The organism is Amycolatopsis sp. GM8, assembly GCF_021653975.1.
Taxonomy (GTDB): Bacteria; Actinomycetota; Actinomycetes; order Mycobacteriales; family Pseudonocardiaceae; genus Amycolatopsis_E.
This window is the reverse complement of sequence record NZ_JAJKFK010000002.1, coordinates 63,389-80,924: the sequence shown is the minus strand read 5'-3', so window position 1 is coordinate 80,924 and position 17,536 is coordinate 63,389. Positions and strand designations below refer to the sequence as shown.

The 17,536-nt window shown below is 69.6% G+C and carries 12 protein-coding genes and 2 tRNA genes; 9 read left to right on the top strand and 5 right to left on the bottom strand.

Annotated elements, in window-relative coordinates:
- Positions 1 to 1,008, bottom strand: a complete 1,008-nt coding sequence (locus LOZ83_RS07675) for an iron-siderophore ABC transporter substrate-binding protein (protein WP_236789551.1) — start codon at positions 1,006 to 1,008, stop codon at positions 1 to 3.
- Between the two features lie 115 nt (positions 1,009 to 1,123).
- Between LOZ83_RS07675 and LOZ83_RS07670 the strand changes: the two genes are divergently transcribed.
- Together LOZ83_RS07670 and LOZ83_RS07665 are read left to right on the top strand one after the other, a co-directional pair.
- On the top strand, positions 1,124 to 2,152 hold the full coding sequence (locus tag LOZ83_RS07670) for an iron ABC transporter permease (RefSeq protein WP_236789550.1): 1,029 nt from the start codon (positions 1,124 to 1,126) through the stop codon (positions 2,150 to 2,152).
- Positions 2,149 to 3,168 (top strand): iron chelate uptake ABC transporter family permease subunit, encoded by a 1,020-nt coding sequence (locus LOZ83_RS07665; protein WP_236789549.1) that lies wholly within the window; start codon positions 2,149 to 2,151, stop codon positions 3,166 to 3,168. The genes LOZ83_RS07670 and LOZ83_RS07665 overlap by 4 nt, the downstream gene beginning before the upstream one ends.
- Before the next feature lie 55 nt (positions 3,169 to 3,223).
- On the opposite strand, the gene lon is transcribed toward LOZ83_RS07665, so the two are convergent.
- The 3 genes from lon to LOZ83_RS07650 form a co-directional block, all read right to left on the bottom strand.
- Positions 3,224 to 5,626: an endopeptidase La gene (gene lon, locus LOZ83_RS07660; RefSeq protein WP_236789548.1), complete on the bottom strand. Its 2,403-nt coding sequence runs from the start codon at positions 5,624 to 5,626 to the stop codon at positions 3,224 to 3,226.
- A 104-nt stretch (positions 5,627 to 5,730) separates the two neighbouring features.
- On the bottom strand, positions 5,731 to 6,582 hold the full coding sequence (locus LOZ83_RS07655) for an SAM-dependent methyltransferase (RefSeq protein ID WP_236789547.1): 852 nt from the start codon (positions 6,580 to 6,582) through the stop codon (positions 5,731 to 5,733).
- Between the two features lie 9 nt (positions 6,583 to 6,591).
- The gene (locus LOZ83_RS07650) at positions 6,592 to 7,533 is read right to left on the bottom strand and encodes a GNAT family N-acetyltransferase (RefSeq protein WP_236789546.1); all 942 of its coding nucleotides are present in this window, start codon (positions 7,531 to 7,533) and stop codon (positions 6,592 to 6,594) included.
- A 262-nt stretch (positions 7,534 to 7,795) separates the two neighbouring features.
- Between LOZ83_RS07650 and LOZ83_RS07645 the strand changes: the two genes are divergently transcribed.
- From LOZ83_RS07645 to rpmG, 4 genes are all read left to right on the top strand, one after another.
- Complete coding sequence (locus LOZ83_RS07645) at positions 7,796 to 10,420, top strand: bifunctional diguanylate cyclase/phosphodiesterase (protein ID WP_236789545.1); 2,625 nt, start codon at positions 7,796 to 7,798, stop codon at positions 10,418 to 10,420.
- A 74-nt stretch (positions 10,421 to 10,494) separates the two neighbouring features.
- Positions 10,495 to 10,567: transfer RNA gene (locus tag LOZ83_RS07640), tRNA-Thr, on the top strand.
- A 77-nt stretch (positions 10,568 to 10,644) separates the two neighbouring features.
- A tRNA-Met gene (locus tag LOZ83_RS07635) sits at positions 10,645 to 10,717 on the top strand.
- 121 nt (positions 10,718 to 10,838) lie between these two features.
- Entirely contained in the window at positions 10,839 to 11,003 is a 165-nt protein-coding gene (rpmG, locus tag LOZ83_RS07630; RefSeq protein ID WP_374202641.1) for a 50S ribosomal protein L33, read from the top strand.
- A gap of 291 nt (positions 11,004 to 11,294) precedes the next feature.
- Here rpmG and LOZ83_RS07625 read toward each other — a convergent pair whose 3' ends face one another.
- On the bottom strand, positions 11,295 to 12,437 hold the full coding sequence (locus LOZ83_RS07625; RefSeq protein WP_236789544.1) for an ROK family transcriptional regulator: 1,143 nt from the start codon (positions 12,435 to 12,437) through the stop codon (positions 11,295 to 11,297).
- Between the two features lie 135 nt (positions 12,438 to 12,572).
- Between LOZ83_RS07625 and LOZ83_RS07620 the strand changes: the two genes are divergently transcribed.
- The 3 genes from LOZ83_RS07620 to LOZ83_RS07610 are packed head-to-tail and all read left to right on the top strand — an operon-like array spanning position 12,573 to position 17,526.
- Complete coding sequence (locus tag LOZ83_RS07620; RefSeq protein ID WP_236789543.1) at positions 12,573 to 13,976, top strand: APC family permease; 1,404 nt, start codon at positions 12,573 to 12,575, stop codon at positions 13,974 to 13,976.
- On the top strand, positions 13,973 to 16,660 hold the full coding sequence (locus LOZ83_RS07615; protein WP_236789542.1) for a glycoside hydrolase family 2 protein: 2,688 nt from the start codon (positions 13,973 to 13,975) through the stop codon (positions 16,658 to 16,660). Before LOZ83_RS07620 ends, LOZ83_RS07615 begins: the two co-directional genes overlap by 4 nt.
- Complete coding sequence (locus LOZ83_RS07610; RefSeq protein WP_236789541.1) at positions 16,657 to 17,526, top strand: ROK family protein; 870 nt, start codon at positions 16,657 to 16,659, stop codon at positions 17,524 to 17,526. Before LOZ83_RS07615 ends, LOZ83_RS07610 begins: the two co-directional genes overlap by 4 nt.
- The last annotated feature ends 10 nt before the right edge of the window (positions 17,527 to 17,536 follow it).

The window sequence follows — 17,536 nt, the reverse complement described above, 5'->3', positions numbered from 1 at the left end:
TCAGGTGGCGGGATTACCGTCGACAGCTGCGGCGAGCTGCGGTACGAGCTGGTCCAGTAGGTACGGCAGGCTCAGCACGCTCACGAAGGACATCGCGCTGCCGTATTCGGTGTCGTCGGGCACGAAGACTTCGCGCTTCTGCTTGGCGACGTCGAGGTTCGAGTAGAGCTTGTCGGCGTTGAGCGTGTTGTGGGTGTCGGCGTTCGTGAGCCAGACGAGCGCCTTGACGTTGAGCAGATCGGTGTGCTCGGCGGAGATGTTGGCGCCGAACTTGTTGTTGGTGGCCGGATCGCCGGGCAGCACGAAGCCGAGCGAGGTCAGCACCCGGGAGCGCGGATCTTCGCTGCTGTACACGAAATAGCCCTGGTAGTTGGTCACGACGAGCGCGGTCGCGCCGGCGAACGCCGGATTGTCCGCACGGGCCTTGGTGAAGCGAGCCTCCACATCGGACACCAGCTTGCCGGCCTCCGCCGATTTCCCGAGGATCTTGCCGATCGTGCGCGTCGATTCCTGCCAGGAGATGCCGTAGTCGCTGACGTCCTTGGGCTGGGCGACCGTCGGCGCGATCTTCGACAGCGTGTCGTACTGCTCCTGGGTCAGCGCGGAGTACAGGCCGATGATCAGGTCCGGCCGGAGCGCGGCGATCTTCTCGTACTGCGGTCCGTCGGTGTCGGACAGCACTTCCGGCTTCGGGGCGGTGCCGAGCTCGTCCTGCGCCCACGGGCCGATCGCGCCGGGGAACTTGCCGAACCACTCGGTGGTGCCGACCGGCACCACGCCCAGTGCGAGCAACGAATCCTGCTCGGTCAGGCCGACGGTGACGACCCGCTTGGGTGCGGCCGTGATCGTGGTGCTGCCGTACTTGTGCGCGATCGTGACCGGGTACGCCCCACCGTCGGCGCCGGGCGCCTGCTGTGCCGTGTCACTCCCGGCGCCGCACCCGGTCACGACCAGTAACGCCGAGGCCAGTGCGCCCGCCAGGAACCGGCGCGTGAACGAAGAGGTCATGGCAGTTAGGTTTGCCTACCCAAAGTTTCAAGTCAAGGCGCTGTAGATCACGAACCCGGACCAATCAGGCGCCCCGCCTCGGAAGTCGATAGGTAGGTAAGGCTACTCTAACTTCATGGCGGTGAACACTGAGCAAGCCCGAGAGCGGCGCTCAGTTTCGAGAGCATCGGGCTTGGTGCTCGCCCTGGCACTGCTCGTCTTCACCTGCCTGGCCGGCCTGTGGGTCGGCGCCAAGGGCATCCCGTTCACGGCGACCTGGGACCTGCTCTGGCACAGCGACGGCTCCAGCGAGGCCGTGATCATCCACGACCTGCGGATCCCGCGGACGCTGCTCGGCCTGCTCGTCGGCGCGGGGCTCGGGCTCGGCGGCGCGCTCATGCAGGCGCTCACCCGCAACCCGCTCGCCGACCCCGGCCTGCTCGGCGTGAACATGGGCGCGTCGGCCGCGGTCGTCGTCGCGATCGGCTTCCTCGGGATCACCTCGCTGACCGGCTACCTGTGGTTCGCGCTGGCCGGTGCGGCCGTCGCCGCGGTGCTGGCCTACATCCTCGGCACGGCGGGGCGCGGTTCCGCCACTCCGGAACGGCTCGTGCTCGCCGGCGCCGCGATCACCGCCGTGCTGTTCGCGTTCGTGGTGGGTGTGCTGCTGCTGAACCCGTTGACCTTCAACCAGTTCCGGTTCTGGGACGTCGGTTCGCTCGCCTCGCGCCGGATGGACGTGGTCGGCCAGGTCGCGCCGTTCATCGTGGCCGGCATCCTGCTCGCGCTCTCGCAGGCGCGCGCCCTCAACGCGCTCGCGCTCGGCGACGAGGCGGGCAAAGCGGTCGGCGCGCACCTCGGGCGCACCCGGGTGCTCGTCGCGATCGCGGTGACCCTGCTGTGCGGCGCGGCGACCGCGGCCGCCGGGCCGATCACCTTCGTCGGGTTGGCGATACCGCACGCGGCGCGGCTGCTCGTCGGCCCGGACCAGCGGTGGGTGCTGCCGTACTCGATGGTGCTCGCGCCGATCCTGCTGATCGGCTCGGACATCCTCGGCCGCGTCATCGGTGGCGTCGAGGAGATCGAAGTCGGGATCGTGACCGCGATCGTCGGCGCGCCGGTGTTCGTCTTGTTGTGCCGCCGCAGGAAGTTGGCGCGGCTGTGACCGCGCTGCGTACCGGACCCGTTTCGCTTCGCGTGCATCCGCGCGCCGTCCTCGTCGCGACCGCCCTGGCAGTGGCGACGTTCGCGATCAGCATGGTCGCGCTCACCACCGGCGACTACCCGCTCTCGGTGCCCGAAGTGGTCCGGACCTTGTTCGGTGACGGCCCACCCGGCGCGGATTTCGTCGTGACCACGCTGCGCCTGCCGCGGCTGCTCACCGGACTGTTCGTCGGCGCCGCGCTCGGCGTGAGCGGCGGGATCCTGCAGAGCGTTTCCGGGAACGCGCTCGGCAGCCCGGACGTCATCGGCTTCACCCAGGGCTCGGCCGTCGGCGCGTTCTTCGTGATCCTCGTGTTGGACGGCGGCATGGCCGCGATCTCCGCCGGCGCGCTCGTCGGCGGCATCGTGACCGCGATCGTGCTGTACCTGCTGTCGTATCGCGGTGGGGTGCAGGGGATGCGGCTGATCCTGATGGGTATCGGCGTCAGCGCGCTGCTGCTGGCGATCAACTCGTATCTCATCACGCGCGCTTCGCTGCAGGACGCGATCGTCGCGCAGGCGTGGCAAGTGGGTGGGCTCAACGGCCGGGAATGGGCGCACGTAACGGTTTCCGGCCTCGCGCTCGCGGTGCTGCTGCCGATCGCGCTGGCCTACGCACGGCGGTTGTCGTTGCTGGAACTGGGGGACGACAAGGCACAGGCGCTCGGCGTGCGCACGGAGCGGACGCGGCTGGTGCTGCTGGCGGTGAGTGTCGCGCTGGCGGCGTTCGCGGTCGCCGTCGCCGGACCGATCGCGTTCCTCGCGCTCGCCGCCCCGCAGGTCGCGCGCCGGCTGTCCGGCGGTGCGGGCCCGGCCCTGCTCACCTCCGCGTTGATGGGTGCTTTCCTTTTGGTGGCAAGCGATTTCGCAGCGCAGCGGGTGTTCGGCGGGCGGCTGCCGGTCGGCGTGGTGACGGGTGCGCTCGGCGGGCTGTACCTCGCGTGGGTGCTGGTCCGTCAGTGGCGCCGCCGCGCGTGAACGACTACGCCGGTGAGAACCACTGGGGTCCTCACCGGCGTAGTCGTTTTCTTCGTCAGGCCGCCTGCGCCACCGGCGTGGAAGCCGGGGTGAGCGCCAGGTCGAGCACCTCGCGGACGTTCGACACCGGGTGCACGTCCAGCTCGGCCAGGACGTCCGCCGGGACGTCGTCGAGGTCCGGCTCGTTGCGCTGCGGGATGATGATCGTCTTCATCCCCGCCCGGTGCGCCGCCAGCAGCTTCTGCTTGACGCCACCGATCGGCAGCACCCGCCCGGTCAGCGACACCTCACCGGTCATCGCCACATCCGCCCGGACCACCCGGCCCGACAGCAGCGACGCCAGCGCCGTGGTCATCGTGACCCCGGCCGACGGGCCGTCCTTCGGCACCGCGCCCGCGGGCACGTGCACGTGGATGCCGCGCTCCTTCAGGTCACCGACCGGCAGCTCCAGCTCCGCGCCGTGCGACCGCAGGTACGACAGCGCGATCTGCACCGACTCCTTCATCACGTCGCCCAGTTGGCCGGTCAGGGTCAGCCCGGTGCCGCCGGACTCGGGGTCCGCCAGCGACGCCTCCACGTAGAGGACATCACCACCGGCACCGGTCACCGCCAGACCTGTTGCCACGCCTGGGGTCGAGGTGCGCTGGGTCGACGCGGGCAGCGACGACTCCGGCAGGTGCCGCGGCCGGCCGAGGTAGTCCGTCAGGGCCTCGGCGTCCACCGTGATCGGCAAGGACTCCTGGTCGAGCGCGACGCGGGTCGCGATCTTCCGCAGCACCTTCGCGATCGTCCGGTTCGCGTTCCGCACGCCCGCCTCGCGGGTGTACTCGGCGGCGATCCGGCTCAGCGCGACGTCGGTCAGCACCACGTCGCCCGGCTTCATGCCCGCCCGCTCCAGCTCGCGCGGCAGCAGGTGGTCACGCCCGATGGTCACCTTCTCGTGCTCGGTGTAGCCGTCGAGGGTGACGAGCTCCATCCGGTCCAGCAGCGGGCCGGGGATCGTCTCCAGCGCGTTCGCCGTCGCCAGGAACACCACGTCCGACAGGTCGAGCTCGACCTCCAGGTAGTGGTCGCGGAACGTGTGGTTCTGTTCCGGGTCAAGGACTTCCAGCAGCGCCGCGGTCGGGTCGCCGCGGTAGTCGGCGCCCACCTTGTCGACCTCGTCGAGCAGCACGACCGGGTTCATCGAGCCGGCTTCCTTGATGGCGCGGACGATGCGGCCCGGCAGCGCGCCGACGTAGGTGCGCCGGTGCCCGCGGATCTCCGCCTCGTCCCGGATGCCACCGAGCGCGACGCGGACGAACTTGCGGCCCATTGCCTTCGCGACCGACTCGCCGAGCGACGTCTTGCCGACCCCGGGCGGACCGACGAGCGCCAGCACGGCGCCGTTGTGCCGGCCACCGACCTCGGACTCCTGGCGCCGCGCACGCACTGCCAGGTACTCGATGATGCGTTCCTTCACGTCGTCCAGACCAGAGTGGTCGGCGTCGAGCACGGCCCGCGCGCCCGCGATGTCCAAGCGGTCACTCGTCCGTGTCTTCCATGGCAGCTCCAGCACCGTGTCCAGCCAGGTCCGGATCCAGCCGCCCTCGGGGGACTGGTCCGACGTCCGCTCCAGTTTGTCCACTTCGGACAGTGCGGCCTTGCGGACCTGTTCGGGCAGGTCGGCCTTCTCGACGCGGGCGCGGTAGTCGTCCTCGCTCTCACTCGAGCCGTCCAGCTCGCCGAGCTCCTTGCGGATCGCCTCGAGCTGGCGCCGCAGCAGGAACTCCTTCTGCTGCTTCTCCATGCCCTCGGCCACGTCCTTGCGGATCGTGTCGGTGACCTCCAGCTCGGCCAGGTACGCGCGGCTCCATTCGAGCGCGCGCTCCAGCCGGACCGCGACGTCGAGCGTGCGCAGCAGCTCCAGCTTCTGTTCCAGGTCCAGGTACGGCGCGTTGCCGGCCAGGTCGGCGATGGCGGACGGGTCCGCCAGCTCCTGGACCGCGTCGATCATCTGCCAGCCGCCGCGCTGCTGCAAAGTCGAGATGACGACAGCCTTGAACTCGGTGGCCAGCGTTTGCGCACGGTCGTCGGTCAGCTCCGGCGCGTCTTCGGCCCGCACCCAGCGCGCCGCGCCTGGTCCGTCGCCGGTCGCGCCGACGGCCGCCCGGCGGGCGCCGCGCAGCAGGACGGCGGCCTTGCCGCCGGGGATCCGCCCGACCCGCTCGATGGTCGCGATCGTGCCCAGCTCGGCGTACTCGCCGTGCACGCGGGGGACGATCAGCACCTCGGCCGTGGTGGCCGGCACCGAGCGGATGCCCGGGAACGACGGGCCCGACGTCCGTGCGGCCCCGGCTTGGGCGGACTCGACCGCGGCACGGGTCTCGGCGACGTCGAGCTCGAGCGGGACGATCATGCCGGGCAGCACGACGTCGTCATCGAGGGGGAGTACGGGCAGGAGCCTGATTTCGGTCATCGGGACGCTCCTTCTTAGTTGAGTCTGTACCACTCAACTTCGTCGCGTCCCGTTTTGTTTCCGCAGGTAGTTCGCTATGAGCGAGCGCGCATCCGGGAATAAGATCAGCTCGGCCGGGCGGCCACGCCGGCCAGCCCGAACGGCCGCGCGCGGCGTCCCGCGGGGGTGAGCGCACAGTCCGGGCGCCAGTCCGCGACCGGTACCAGGCCGGGTTCGAGCAGCGGCCAGGCGCCGAACCACGGTTCGAGCTCCCCACTCCCGCGCACCCACATCGGGTTGCTGGTGTGCTCGTAGCTGTCGGCCAGCGCGCGCACCGCCGCGACCTCCTCGGCCGGCACGTTCTCGTCGGTGATGTGCGAGATCCCGAGCCAGCTGCCCGGGGCGAGTTTCTGCTGGTACTGCGCGATGATCTCGTCCGGCTGGTCGTCGCCGCCGACGAAGTGCAGCACCGCGAGCATCAGCACGCATACCGGCCGCCGGAAGTCGATGAGCCGCTTGGTGGTGCGGTTCGTCAGCACGGCGTCCGCGTCGCGAAGGTCCTCCTGGACCAGACCGCTCCAGTCCGTCGACCCGTCCCGCTCCAGCAGTACGATCGCGTGCGCCGCGGCGACGGGCTCGTAATCGACGTAGACGACGGTCGCTGCCTCGCCCTCGGGCAGGTGCTCGCGCACCACCTCGTGCACGTTGCCGACGGTCGGCACCCCGGAGCCCAGGTCGAGGAACTGCCGGATGCCGGCCTCCAGCGCGGCCCGCACGATCCGCCCCAGCAGCTCCCGGTTCTGCCGGGCCACGTCCTTGACCTGCGGGAACAGCTCAACGGCGCGCTTGCCGAACTCCCGGTCGATCGCCCAGTTCTGGTCGCCACCGAGGTACCAGTCGTAGACCCGCGCTACCGACGGTCTCTCCGTGTCGACGCCATCGGGCGCGGCCGGTGCGGAACGCTGCCTGTCACCCACATGAGTGTTCTATCGCACTGCGGGGCGGCGATACCAGTATGTCCAGAGTGGGCGGTATCCCTGCCCGCACCAGAACGGCGTAGAAGTCGGGTTCGCCAGCGCGTGATGGAGTAACACAGCGTCGACGCCGACCTCGTCGAACAGCTGATGGGCGTGCGCCGCGAGCGCCGTGCCGACGCCCGAAGACCGCGCGGCCTCCGCGACGTGCAGAGAAGAGAGGTAACCGACCCGATCCGCCGAGACATAAGGAGCGATCCAGCCGGTCTCGGGCGGGAACTGCAGCCGCAGCAGGCCGAGCGGTCGTCCGTACAACTCGGCGATCCACACCGTCGGCTCGGTCCGCCCCAGCTGCCCCGCGAGGTCTTCGGTGAGCAGCTGGTTCGCGTTCTCCCGCAGGGTCACCAGGCCGAACTGCGCGTCGTACCGCTGCAGCTCCGTATACAGCTCGACCGCGGTCGCCAGGTCGCCTTCCTCGGCCGGGCGGATCCGCACACCGGGTTCGGCGGCGGGCCCGGGCGCGGTGAGCCGGTCGGCCGGGCGGACCGCCAGCACCCGCACGGGGGCGAAACCGTGCCGCAGCAGCTCGGCCGAACCCGCCGGATCCCGGCTGGGCCGGGGGACGACGGCCGCGGTGTCCCAGTCCCCGCGGGGCGCCACCTCGGCGAGGTGGTCCTCCCATCGCGTGAGAATTCTCGCTAACGATTTAGCTGGCGCGGGACCCGAGAGCCGCACCGTGAGCCGGTGTTCGACCAGTGCTCGCCACAGAGAGTCACGGGAGTTCGCGGCCACTTCCGTCCGGATCGCGAGTCCGGCGGCCGACGAATCGCCGTCCCGCGCGTCGAACGCCGTGGCCTCGCCACCGTGACCCGCGAACGGGTCTGCCGAGGGCAGCAGGGGATCGGCGCTGTTCAGTCGGCCGGCGTGCGACGCCAGCGTCGCCTCCGTGTTCATGCGCGTATTGAAGACCCAATGCCCGATCGGGGCCACAGCAGGTCCGGTTACGGCTTGTTATCGGAGGAAATGGTGAACGGGTGCACGTTTCACCCGGTAGTCGTCGCAGCTCAGCGTAGTTGGCACATTGTTAACTATGGGCTGATCTCATGGCAGCTGGAAAGAGGCTGAAGTACGCCCTCCGGGGTACAGTGTCACCTCATTCGCGGCGGAGATCACGTGGCGGATGACGTGGGGGCCTTCGGGCGGGGAAGGAGGTTGCATGGCGGGCAGCAGCCGCACGCCAGATGCACCCGTCCCTGCGCTGTCCGATGGCAGCGCCCGCCCGCCCTCCGGTGAGGCGCGCGGCGATGAGCGGCGGTTCCGGCTCTACACGCTGACCGTGCTCACCTCCGGCATCGTCGCCGCGACCCTGGTTTCCTTGCTGTGGCTGCCTTTCCACGGCAGCGCCGAGCTCTGGTGGATCGGCCCGGTGCTGGCGCTGTCGTTCCTGCTCGCCGAGCAGCTCGGCATCAACGTCGACGTCCGCAGCGGTATCTCGTGGACCATCTCGTTCACCGAGATCCCGCTCGTCATCGGTTTCTTCGTGGCCCCGTTCGAGGTCGTGCTGGTCGCCCACCTCGTCGCGGGCATCAGCACCCTGCTCGTCCGGCGGGTCTCCGGTCGCGTGCTGTACAACGCCGGCGCCTTCCTGCTCGAGATCACCAGCGCGTTCGCCGTGGCTGGTCTGGTCCAGCACGCGATGGGCAGCACCGCGATGACCTGGCCGGCCGCGCTCGCCGGCACCCTGACCGCGCCGCTGGCCAGCACGCTGCTCGCACTCGCGGCGGTGCGCGTGCTGCGGCGGCGGATGCGGGTCGGCACCGCGCTGCGGCTGACCGGGCGCATCCTCGTGGTCGGCTTCGTCAACGCGTCGGTCGGCCTCAGTGGTTACCTCGTGATCGCCGGCACCAGCAACGCCTGGCCACTGGTGGTCGCGGTCTTCCTCGGACTTTCCGCGCTGTACTGGGCTTATTCGGATCTGTTGCGCGAGCAGCGCGATATGGAAGCGCTTTCAGACGTCAGCCTGATGGTGGCCCGTTCCGGTCAGCAGGCGGCCGCCCGCCCCGCCACCCGGGTCGACGATCTGACCGGCGGCGTCAACGTCAGCGACTGGGCCACGATCGCCGAGCGCATCAAGGACCAGCTGGCGGCGGCGCGGGTGGTGTTGCGGCTGCGGCTCGAACCGACCGCCGCGATGACGACGGTCGTCGCGGGGGAGCCGTTGCCGCTCGGCGACATGGTGGGCGAGGACGCGCTGGTCCGGTTGCCCGGCTCGCACGTCCGGCATTTCCGTATCACCGAAGCGAATTCCGACGTCGCGTCCGCGTTGCTCGACCGTGGTGCGCAGGAGGCGCTGGTGGTGCCGCTGCGCAGCGCCAACCAGTTGCTCGGTCTCGTCGAAGCGCACGACCGGCTTTCGCGGTGGCGCGGGTTCGGCAAGTACGACGTGCAGCTGCTCGGCACGATGGCCAGTCACCTCGCGACGGCGCTCGACAATCGGCGGCTGCTGGCGACCCTGCGCCACGACGCCTACCACGACCCGCTCACCGGGCTGCTGAACCGGCCGGGCTTCCGCCAGGTCGCCCGGGAACCGTTGCGGGACCGGCGGGACGGCGCCGTGCTGCGGGTCGACCTCGACGTGTTCTCGACCGTCAGCGACGCGCTCGGCTACGCGTGGGCGGACCGGATGGTGATCGCCGCGGGACGGCGGATCCGGGACGCGCTCGGCCCGGACGTGCCGCTGGCCCGGCTGGAAGGCGCGTCGTTCGCGGCGCTGCTCGTCGGCTACCACAGCACCCAGATCCACGAGGCCGCCGAACGGCTGCGCGAGCAGCTGTCCGCGCCGTACCCGGTGGACCGGCTCACCGTCGAGGCGAACGCCATGGTGGGCTACGCCACGCCGTCCGCCGACGAGGCGGAGACACTGGACATCGACACGCTGCTGCAGCGGGCCGACGTCGCCGTGCGGGCCACCCGCGGCGGCGAGGAGGTCCGCGGCTACGTGCCGAGCATGGGCCAGATCTTCCTGCGCCGCTTCCAGATGGTCACGCAGTTCCGGCAGGCACTGGAAGAGGGCCAGCTGAGCGTGCACTACCAGCCGAAGATCTCCTTGCCCAGCAAGCAGGTCCTCGGGGTCGAGGCGCTGGTGCGGTGGGTGCACCCGGAGTTCGGCAAGCTCGACCCGGACGAGTTCGTGCCGGCCGTCGAGGCGGCCGGGCTGATCGGGGTGCTCACCGGGTTCGTGCTGGAGCAGTCGCTGATCCGGGTGCGGAAGTGGATGGACGAGGGGCTGCGGATCGCGGTCGCCGTCAACCTGTCCGTGCGGAACCTCGCGGACGAAGACTTCCCGGCGAAGGTCGTCGAGGCGCTACGGCGCTTCGATGTGCCGCCGGAGCTGCTGACGTTCGAGCTGACCGAGTCGGGCGTGATGGCGGACCCGCAGAAGGCGCTGCCGATCCTGCAGGAGCTGCACGCGCTGGGCATCGTGCTGGCGGTCGACGACTTCGGTACCGGCTACTCGTCGCTGGCCTACCTGCGGCGCCTGCCGGTGGACGAGGTCAAGATCGACAAGAGCTTCGTGCTGGGGATGGGGACGGACCTCGGGGACCTCGCGGTGGTCCGGTCCATCGTGGAACTGGGCCACTCGCTGGGGCTGACGGTGGTCGCCGAGGGCGTCGAGGAGGACGTCGCACGCGACCAGCTCGAGGCGATGGGCTGTGACGTGGCGCAGGGGTACCTGATTTCGCGGCCGCTGGCCGAGGACCGCCTGGAGGCCTGGCTGCAGGCCCGAACGGCGAGGTCAGCGGGCCGGCAACGGGAGACCATCCTGACGCTGCTGACGTAGCGGCCACCCCGGTGCACGTGCCGGTCCACGGATTGGGTAGGCTCTTCGAGGCTTCAACGTGAACGCGTTGATCCGCCCCTTTAGCTCAGTCGGCAGAGCGTCTCCATGGTAAGGAGAAGGTCTACGGTTCGATTCCGTAAAGGGGCTCGCGGGCAGGTGTTAACCTGTCTCAGGGAGCCGATGCTTCCGGTGCCCTTGGACCCCCGGGCGGTGGGCACGCACAGGGCGGTGTAGCTCAGTTGGCAGAGCAAGCGGCTCATAATCGCTGTGTCGCCGGTTCAAGTCCGGCCACCGCTACCCGAGTGGGCGGGGCTTGTTCGCGGAAGGCGCGGACGTGCTCGGTCCGCCAAGAACTTGGGGGTCGAACCCCCAAACCCCCGCCAGGGGGATTCGAGTTTTGTAGAGAAAGGCTGTAGCCGTGGCTGCCACCGACGTGCGACCGAAGATCACGCTGGCGTGCGAGGAGTGCAAGCACCGCAACTACATCACCAAGAAGAACCGGCGCAACGACCCGGACCGCTTGGAGATGAAGAAGTTCTGCCCGAACTGCGGTAAGCACCGGATGCACAAGGAAACCCGCTAGGCGTTCCTTCCAGACCCGCACACCGCCCCGGCGACACACGGCCGGGGCGGTTTTGTGCGCGCCCACACAACCGCCACCCGGCAACGGGCCCGAGCAAGGCTCCGCCCACACCCTCCCCCCGACCCCAACACGAAGCCTCCTCAGCGGTCGGCGCGCCGTGTCAAGGGTGGGCAACGCCCATCGCGAAGCGACGCCGAAGGCGCCCTTGACGCGGTGTGACGACCGTTGAACACTCGGCGAGTTGGGGCGGGGTGGCCTCGTTCAGCGAGGTCGCGGCCAAGCGACGAGCCCTCACAAAACCTGACCCCGCCGCACGAACACCACATCCCGCGCCGTCCGTAGCGCCGTCGCGATCGCCCCGGTCAGTGCCGCATCCTCCCCCAACTCCCCAGGCACGATCTTCGGCCGCAACGGCGTCGCATGCGCCAGCGCCCGCTCCAACGGCTCGGCCAGCAGATCGACGTTCTTCCCGATCCCGCCCCCGAGCACGACCAGCGCAGGATCGATCACCGCAGCCACCGACGCGATCATGAAAGCCAACCGGGCCGCCTCCTCCTCGACAGCGGAAAGCGCCCGGGCATCCCCCTCGCGAGCCAGCCGGAAGACCTCCTTCGCGGTCCGCACGGACAACCCCCGCGCCGAAGCCATCTCCACCACCGAATGCGCCGCCGCCGCGGACTCCAACATCCCTTCCCGCGGCGGCGAGCTCGGCGGCGGCCAGCCGTAGGGCAGGTACCCGATCTCCCCGGCCGCCCCGTGCGCCCCGCGGAACAGCGCGCCGTCGACCACGATGCCCATGCCGATCCCGGTGCCGACCGTCGCGCACACGAACACGTCGACGCCGCGCGCGGCCCCGGCCTCGTGCTCGCCGATGGCCGTGAGGTTCGCGTCGTTTTCGACCACGAGTTCCGTGCCCAGCACCGAAGACAGCTCGTTCAACAGCCCTTTGCGTTCCCAGCCCGGGAGGTTCGGCGCACGCCGCAGGGTCGCGGACCGGTGATCGGGGACGCCGGGCGTGCCGACGACGGTCGCGACGATGTCGCCGAACCGCAGTCCCGCCTGTGCGACCGCGGCCTCCGCCGACGAGCGCACCGACCGCATCAGCGCACCGGCCGACCGGGCCTTGTTCCGCTCGTCGAACCGCGCGACCACGGTGCCCGACAGGTCGGCGACGGCCACCCGCACGAGCCCGCGCCCGATGTCGATCCCCAGCACATGCCCGGCGGCCGGGTTCACCTCGTACACCACCGCGGACCGGCCGGGACCGGAGATCGTGCGGCCCGCGGTGCGCACCAGGCCGTGCTGTTCGAGGTCGAGCAGCGCCTGCCCGACCGTCGGCTTCGACAGCCCGGTGTCCGCGGCGATCTGCGGCCGGGTCGCGGGCCCCTTGCGCCGCAAGCGTTCCAGCACCGCGCGCTGGTTCAGCTCACGCATGCTCGCCGGAGTACCGACCTCCACCCCACACCCCTACTTTCCGCACCTCAGCGCCCGCCAGTTTACGGCGCACTCTTCCCCCAGCGTCAGGACTATGTTAAGAAACCTTCTTAACAAACTGGTTGGAGGCGCGCCGTGAGCTCACCCACCCGTTCCGGTCTCGAAACCACCGGCCTGCAGCGGCAGATCGGCCCCTGGCAGGCAACCGCGATCAACATGACCCAGATGTGCGGCATCGGCCCGTTCGTCACCATCCCGCTGATGGTCGCGACGATGGGCGGCCCGCAGGCGATGTTCGGCTGGATCATCGGCGCGATCATCGCCCTCGCCGACGGCCTGATCTGGGCCGAGCTGGGCGCCGCGCTGCCCGGCGCCGGCGGCACCTACATCTACCTGCGCGAAGCCTTCCGGTACCGGACCGGCCGGCTGATGCCGTTCCTGTTCGCCTGGAGCGCCGTCCTGTTCATCCCGCTGATCATGTCGACCGGCGTGATCGGCCTGGTCACCTACCTCGGCTACCTCGTGCCCGGCGTGGTCGACGCCGACGGCAACACGACGGCGCTCGGGCACGTCATCGGGATCGCGGTCGTCGTGATCGTGGTCTTCGCGTTGTGGCGGCGGATCGGCGACATCGGCAAGCTGACCACGGTCCTGTTCGGCATCATGCTGTTCTCGGTGCTCGCCGTCGTCATCGCCGCGTTCACGCACTTCAACGGCGGCCAGGCGTTCGGCTACACGCCCGGCGCGTTCGGTTCCGGCGGCGCGTTCTGGACCGGCCTCGGCGCGGGTCTCGTGATCGCGATCTACGACTACCTCGGCTACAACACCACCGCCTACCTCGGCGCGGAGTTGCACGACCCCGGCCGCACGCTGCCGCGGTCGATCATCTACTCGGTGCTCGGCATCATGGGTCTCTACTTCCTGCTGCAGGTGGGCGTGCTCGGCGCGGTGCCGTGGCAGGAGGTGAAGGACTCGACGTCGATCGCGTCGCTGGTGCTGGAACGGACCTGGGGCGGCGTGGCCGCCAAGGTCATCACCGTCGCGATCGTGATCACCGCGTTCGGCTCGGTGTTCGCGGGCCTGCTCGGCGGGTCCCGGGTGCCCTACGAAGCCGCGCGCGACAAGGTGTTCCTGCCGTGGTTTTCCCGGCTGCACCCGCGCTTGAACTTCCCGGTCGTGGGGTTGCTGGCGATGGGCGTGATCACCGCCGTCGGCTCGCTGTTCACGCTCACCGACGTGATCAACATGGCGCTGGCAGTGCTCGTGATCGTGCAGTCGGTCGCTCAGGTGGCGGCGATCTGGACGCTCCGGCGCCGCCAGCCGGACCTGAAGCGGCCGTACCGGCAGTGGCTGTACCCGGTGCCGACGCTCCTCGCGCTCGTGGGCTGGGGCTACATCTTCTACTCGGCGACCACACTGTCGAAGTGGCTCACGCTGGCGTGGATCGTCGCCGGGATCATCGCGTTCCTGATCTGGGCGGCGGTCGAGAAGACCTGGCCGTTCGGTGAAAAGGAAATCCGCGAGGCGTACGCCCAATGAGGACGATCGCGCTGGGGGCCGTCGTCCTGCTGGCGACGGCATCGCTCACGCCAGCGGCGGCGGCCCAGCCGCACGACACGGGCCTGATCACCGTCGGCTCGCAGGGCTGGCAGGTGCAGAGCAGCACCGTCGCCACCGACCTGGCCGAGCGGATCTCGAACCCCGCCTATCGCACGACGAACTGGCTGCCGGTCAAGCCCGACGATGCGGGCGCGCCCGGCACGGAGATCAACGCGCTGCTGCAGAACGGCGCGTGTCCCAACGTTTTCTACTCCGACAACATGCGGAAATGCTTCGGCTACGTGGACAAGCTCGGCCCGGTCACCGTGCCGCGGTTCGCCGTGCCGTGGTGGTTCCGCACCGACTTCACCCTGGACGCGAACCCCGGCCAGGACGTGAAGATGACCATCCCGGGCGTCGTCGGCGAGGCCGATGTGTGGGTAGACGGCAAGCAGGTCGCCGGCCTGGACGTGGTGAGCGGCGCCTTCGCCGGGCACACTTTCGACATCACGTCGTTCGTCCGGCAGGGCAAGAACTCCCTCGCGATCAAGATGTACCCGAACGACCCGACCAAGATGTACACCGTGGACGACGTGGACTGGAACCAGTTCCCGCCGGACAACAACACCGGTATCCAGTACCCGATCCAGCTGCAGATCTCCGACGCGCTCACCGGCTCGAACGCGCATGTCCTGCAACAGAACACGGCCGATTTGTCGGCTTCGAAGCTGACCGCGAAGCTCGACGTCACCAACAACGCCGGCCGCGAGCAGCGAGGTGACGTCACCGCGACGATCACCCCGCCGGGCGGCGGGAAGCCGATCACGGTGCGGCAGACCGTGACCGTGCCCGCGCACAGCACGAAGACGGTCACGTTCGCGCCGGTCACGATCACCCAGCCGAAGGTCTGGTGGCCCTACTCGATGGGCGACCAGCCGCTGTACACGCTGGGCACCGCGGTTGCGCAGAACGGCAAGGTGTCCACCACGTCCAGCGACACCTTCGGCATCCGCACCGTCACGACCCGGCTGGTCGGCGGCTCACCACAGCTGCCCGAGGGCGCGCGGATCTTCGCGGTCAACGGCAAGGAGTTCGTGTTCCGCGGCGGCGGGTATGCGCCGGATCTGTTCCTGCGCTACTCGAAGTCCGATGTGGCACACCAGGTCCAGCTGATCAAGAACCTGGGGTTCACCGGCGTCCGGCTCGAAGGCCACGACATGCCGCAGGACTTCTACGAGCAGATGGACCGCGCGGGAATCCTGGTGCTGGGCGGGTTCATCTGCTGTGACGCGTGGCAGCCCGACAGCGAAGCGAACCTCACCAACCGCGACTTCCGGATCATGCACGACTCCGCGCGCAGCATCGGCGAGCGCGAGCGCGGCCACCCGAGCGTGATCACCTACGGCTGGAGCGACAACGAACCGTTGCCACGCCAGGAAAGGGAGTCGCTGGCCGGGTTCGCCGAGGCGGACTTCCAGGTCCCGATCATCGCTTCGGCCGAGTACAAGAGCACGCCGACGCTCGGCCAGGCGGGGGAGAAGGAAGGCCCGTACGACTGGGTGCCGCCGTCGTACTGGTACGACACCAGCCACTACGACCCGGGTGACGGCAGCCGGTCGAACGTGGGCGGCGCGTGGGGCTTCGCGAGCGAGCAGAGCGCCGGGGACACCGTGCCGACCCTCGACTCGATCAAGCGTTTCCTTTCCCCGGAGGAGCAGGCGAAGCTCTGGCAGGACCCGGCGTACAACCAGTATCACGCCAACTTCGAGCCCGGCCACGGCGGTTACGCCTTCGGGACGCTCTATACGTTCGACACCGCGCTGAAGGCTCGCTACGGCAACTGGTCCTCTTTGGACAGTTATGTGGAGCTGGCGCAGGTGCAGAACTACGAGAACACCCGGTCGCAGTTCGAGGCGTTCCTGGACCACTCGACGGACAAGGCGAACCCGTCGACCGGCGTCGTGTACTGGCAGCTCAACAAGGGCTGGCCGACGTTGCTGTGGTCGCTCTACAACTACGACGGTGACCAGCCGGGCGCCTACTATGGCGCGCAGAAGGCGAACAAGCCGCTGCACGCACTGCTCGGCTATGACGACGACAAGGTCACGGTGGACAACCTGGGTGGCGACACGCAGCGCGAGCTGAGTGTCGAGGCGAAGGTCTACGACCTGAACGGGAAGCTGCTCGACGACCAGCAGGTAGGTGGGCTTTCCCTTGGCAGCCAAGAGGTTCGCAACGACGTGCTCGCGCCGAAGGTGCCTGGCAGTGGTTCGATGTACTTCGTCGAGCTGCTGTTGAGCCAGCATGGCAAGGTCGTCGACCGGAACACCTACTGGCGCTCGATCAAGCCGGATGTCGTCGACTGGGCGGCCACCATGGGCAACCCGCAGGCGACAATGACGCAGTACGCCGACTTCTCGGCGTTGCAGACGCTGCCGAAGACCACGGTCGAGGCGGTCGCGAGCACGCCCAGGCCGGGCGTTACGTCGGTCACGCTCACGAACACGTCGGACAAGGTGGCGTTCTTCCTGCGCGTGGATATCCCCTCGGCGACTTGGAGCGACAACGACATCACGTTGTGGCCCGGCGAATCGCAGACGGTCACGGCGCACTACGACCCGGTGGCGGCGCCGAAGGTGAGCGTGTCCGGGTTCAACACACCGGCGCTTACGGTGGCCGGGTGAGCGAACTCGTTCTGGGCGTCGATTTCGGCGGCACGAAGGTCGCGATCGGGGTCGCCGGCGAGGCGGGCACCTTGGTGAGCCAGACCCGCCTGGACACCGAGGCCGAACTGGGTGCCGAGCAGGTCGTGTCGCGGGCCTTGGCCGCCGCGCGCGACCTGCTCGGCGGCCGCGAACCCACGGCCGTCGGGGTGGTGAGCCCGGGCATTGTGCTGCCGGACAAGATCCTGCTCGCGCCGAACGTGCCGGGCTGGGGGAGCCTGCGATTGCGCGAGCTGGTGGCGGCGGAGTTCAGCGCACCCGTCACCGTGGGCACGGACGTGAAGGCGGCCGGTCTAGCGGAGTCGCGGTGGGGAGCGCTGGCGGGCGCGGATCCGGCGGTGTTCCTGTCGCTCGGCACCGGCGTCGCGGCGGCGATCATCGTCGGCGGGAAGGTGCTGACCGGCGCGAACGGGGCGGCGGGGGAGATCGGCTACAACCTGCGCGACGGCGGTGACGAGGGCTTCGCGGCCGGGATGGCGCCGCTGGAGCAGGTCGTCGGCGGGCGCGGTTTGGGATTGTTCGCGAGCGAGGTGCTGGGGCGTCCGGTGACGGCGGCGGAGCTGTTCGCCCTGGCGAGGCGGGACCCGACGGCGAAGGGGCTGGTGTCGGGGGCGCTCGAGGAGTTGTCGGTGCAACTGGCGAACCTGGCCATCACACTGGATCCGCGGCGGATCGCGGTCGGTGGTGGGCTGGCCGGTTCGAACGACGTGATCCTGCCCGCGCTGCGGGAACGGCTGGCGCGGGCCGTGCCGTTCCCGCCCGAGGTGGTGCCGGCCAGGTTCGCCGACGACGGCGCCCTGCGTGGTGCCATCGCGCTCGCTGGGTAATGTTCTGGGC

Excerpts from the sequence above, each read along its gene's own strand:
- LOZ83_RS07675 (WP_236789551.1), bottom strand. The coding sequence starts at position 1,008 with ATGACCTCTTCGTTCACGCGCCGGTTCCTGGCGGGCGCACTGGCCTCG.
- LOZ83_RS07670 (WP_236789550.1), top strand. The coding sequence starts at position 1,124 with ATGGCGGTGAACACTGAGCAAGCCCGAGAGCGGCGCTCAGTTTCGAGA.
- lon (WP_236789548.1), bottom strand. The coding sequence starts at position 5,626 with ATGACCGAAATCAGGCTCCTGCCCGTACTCCCCCTCGATGACGACGTC.
- LOZ83_RS07650 (WP_236789546.1), bottom strand. The coding sequence starts at position 7,533 with ATGAACACGGAGGCGACGCTGGCGTCGCACGCCGGCCGACTGAACAGC.
- LOZ83_RS07645 (WP_236789545.1), top strand. The coding sequence starts at position 7,796 with ATGGCGGGCAGCAGCCGCACGCCAGATGCACCCGTCCCTGCGCTGTCC.
- LOZ83_RS07625 (WP_236789544.1), bottom strand. The coding sequence starts at position 12,437 with ATGCGTGAGCTGAACCAGCGCGCGGTGCTGGAACGCTTGCGGCGCAAG.
- LOZ83_RS07615 (WP_236789542.1), top strand. The coding sequence starts at position 13,973 with ATGAGGACGATCGCGCTGGGGGCCGTCGTCCTGCTGGCGACGGCATCG.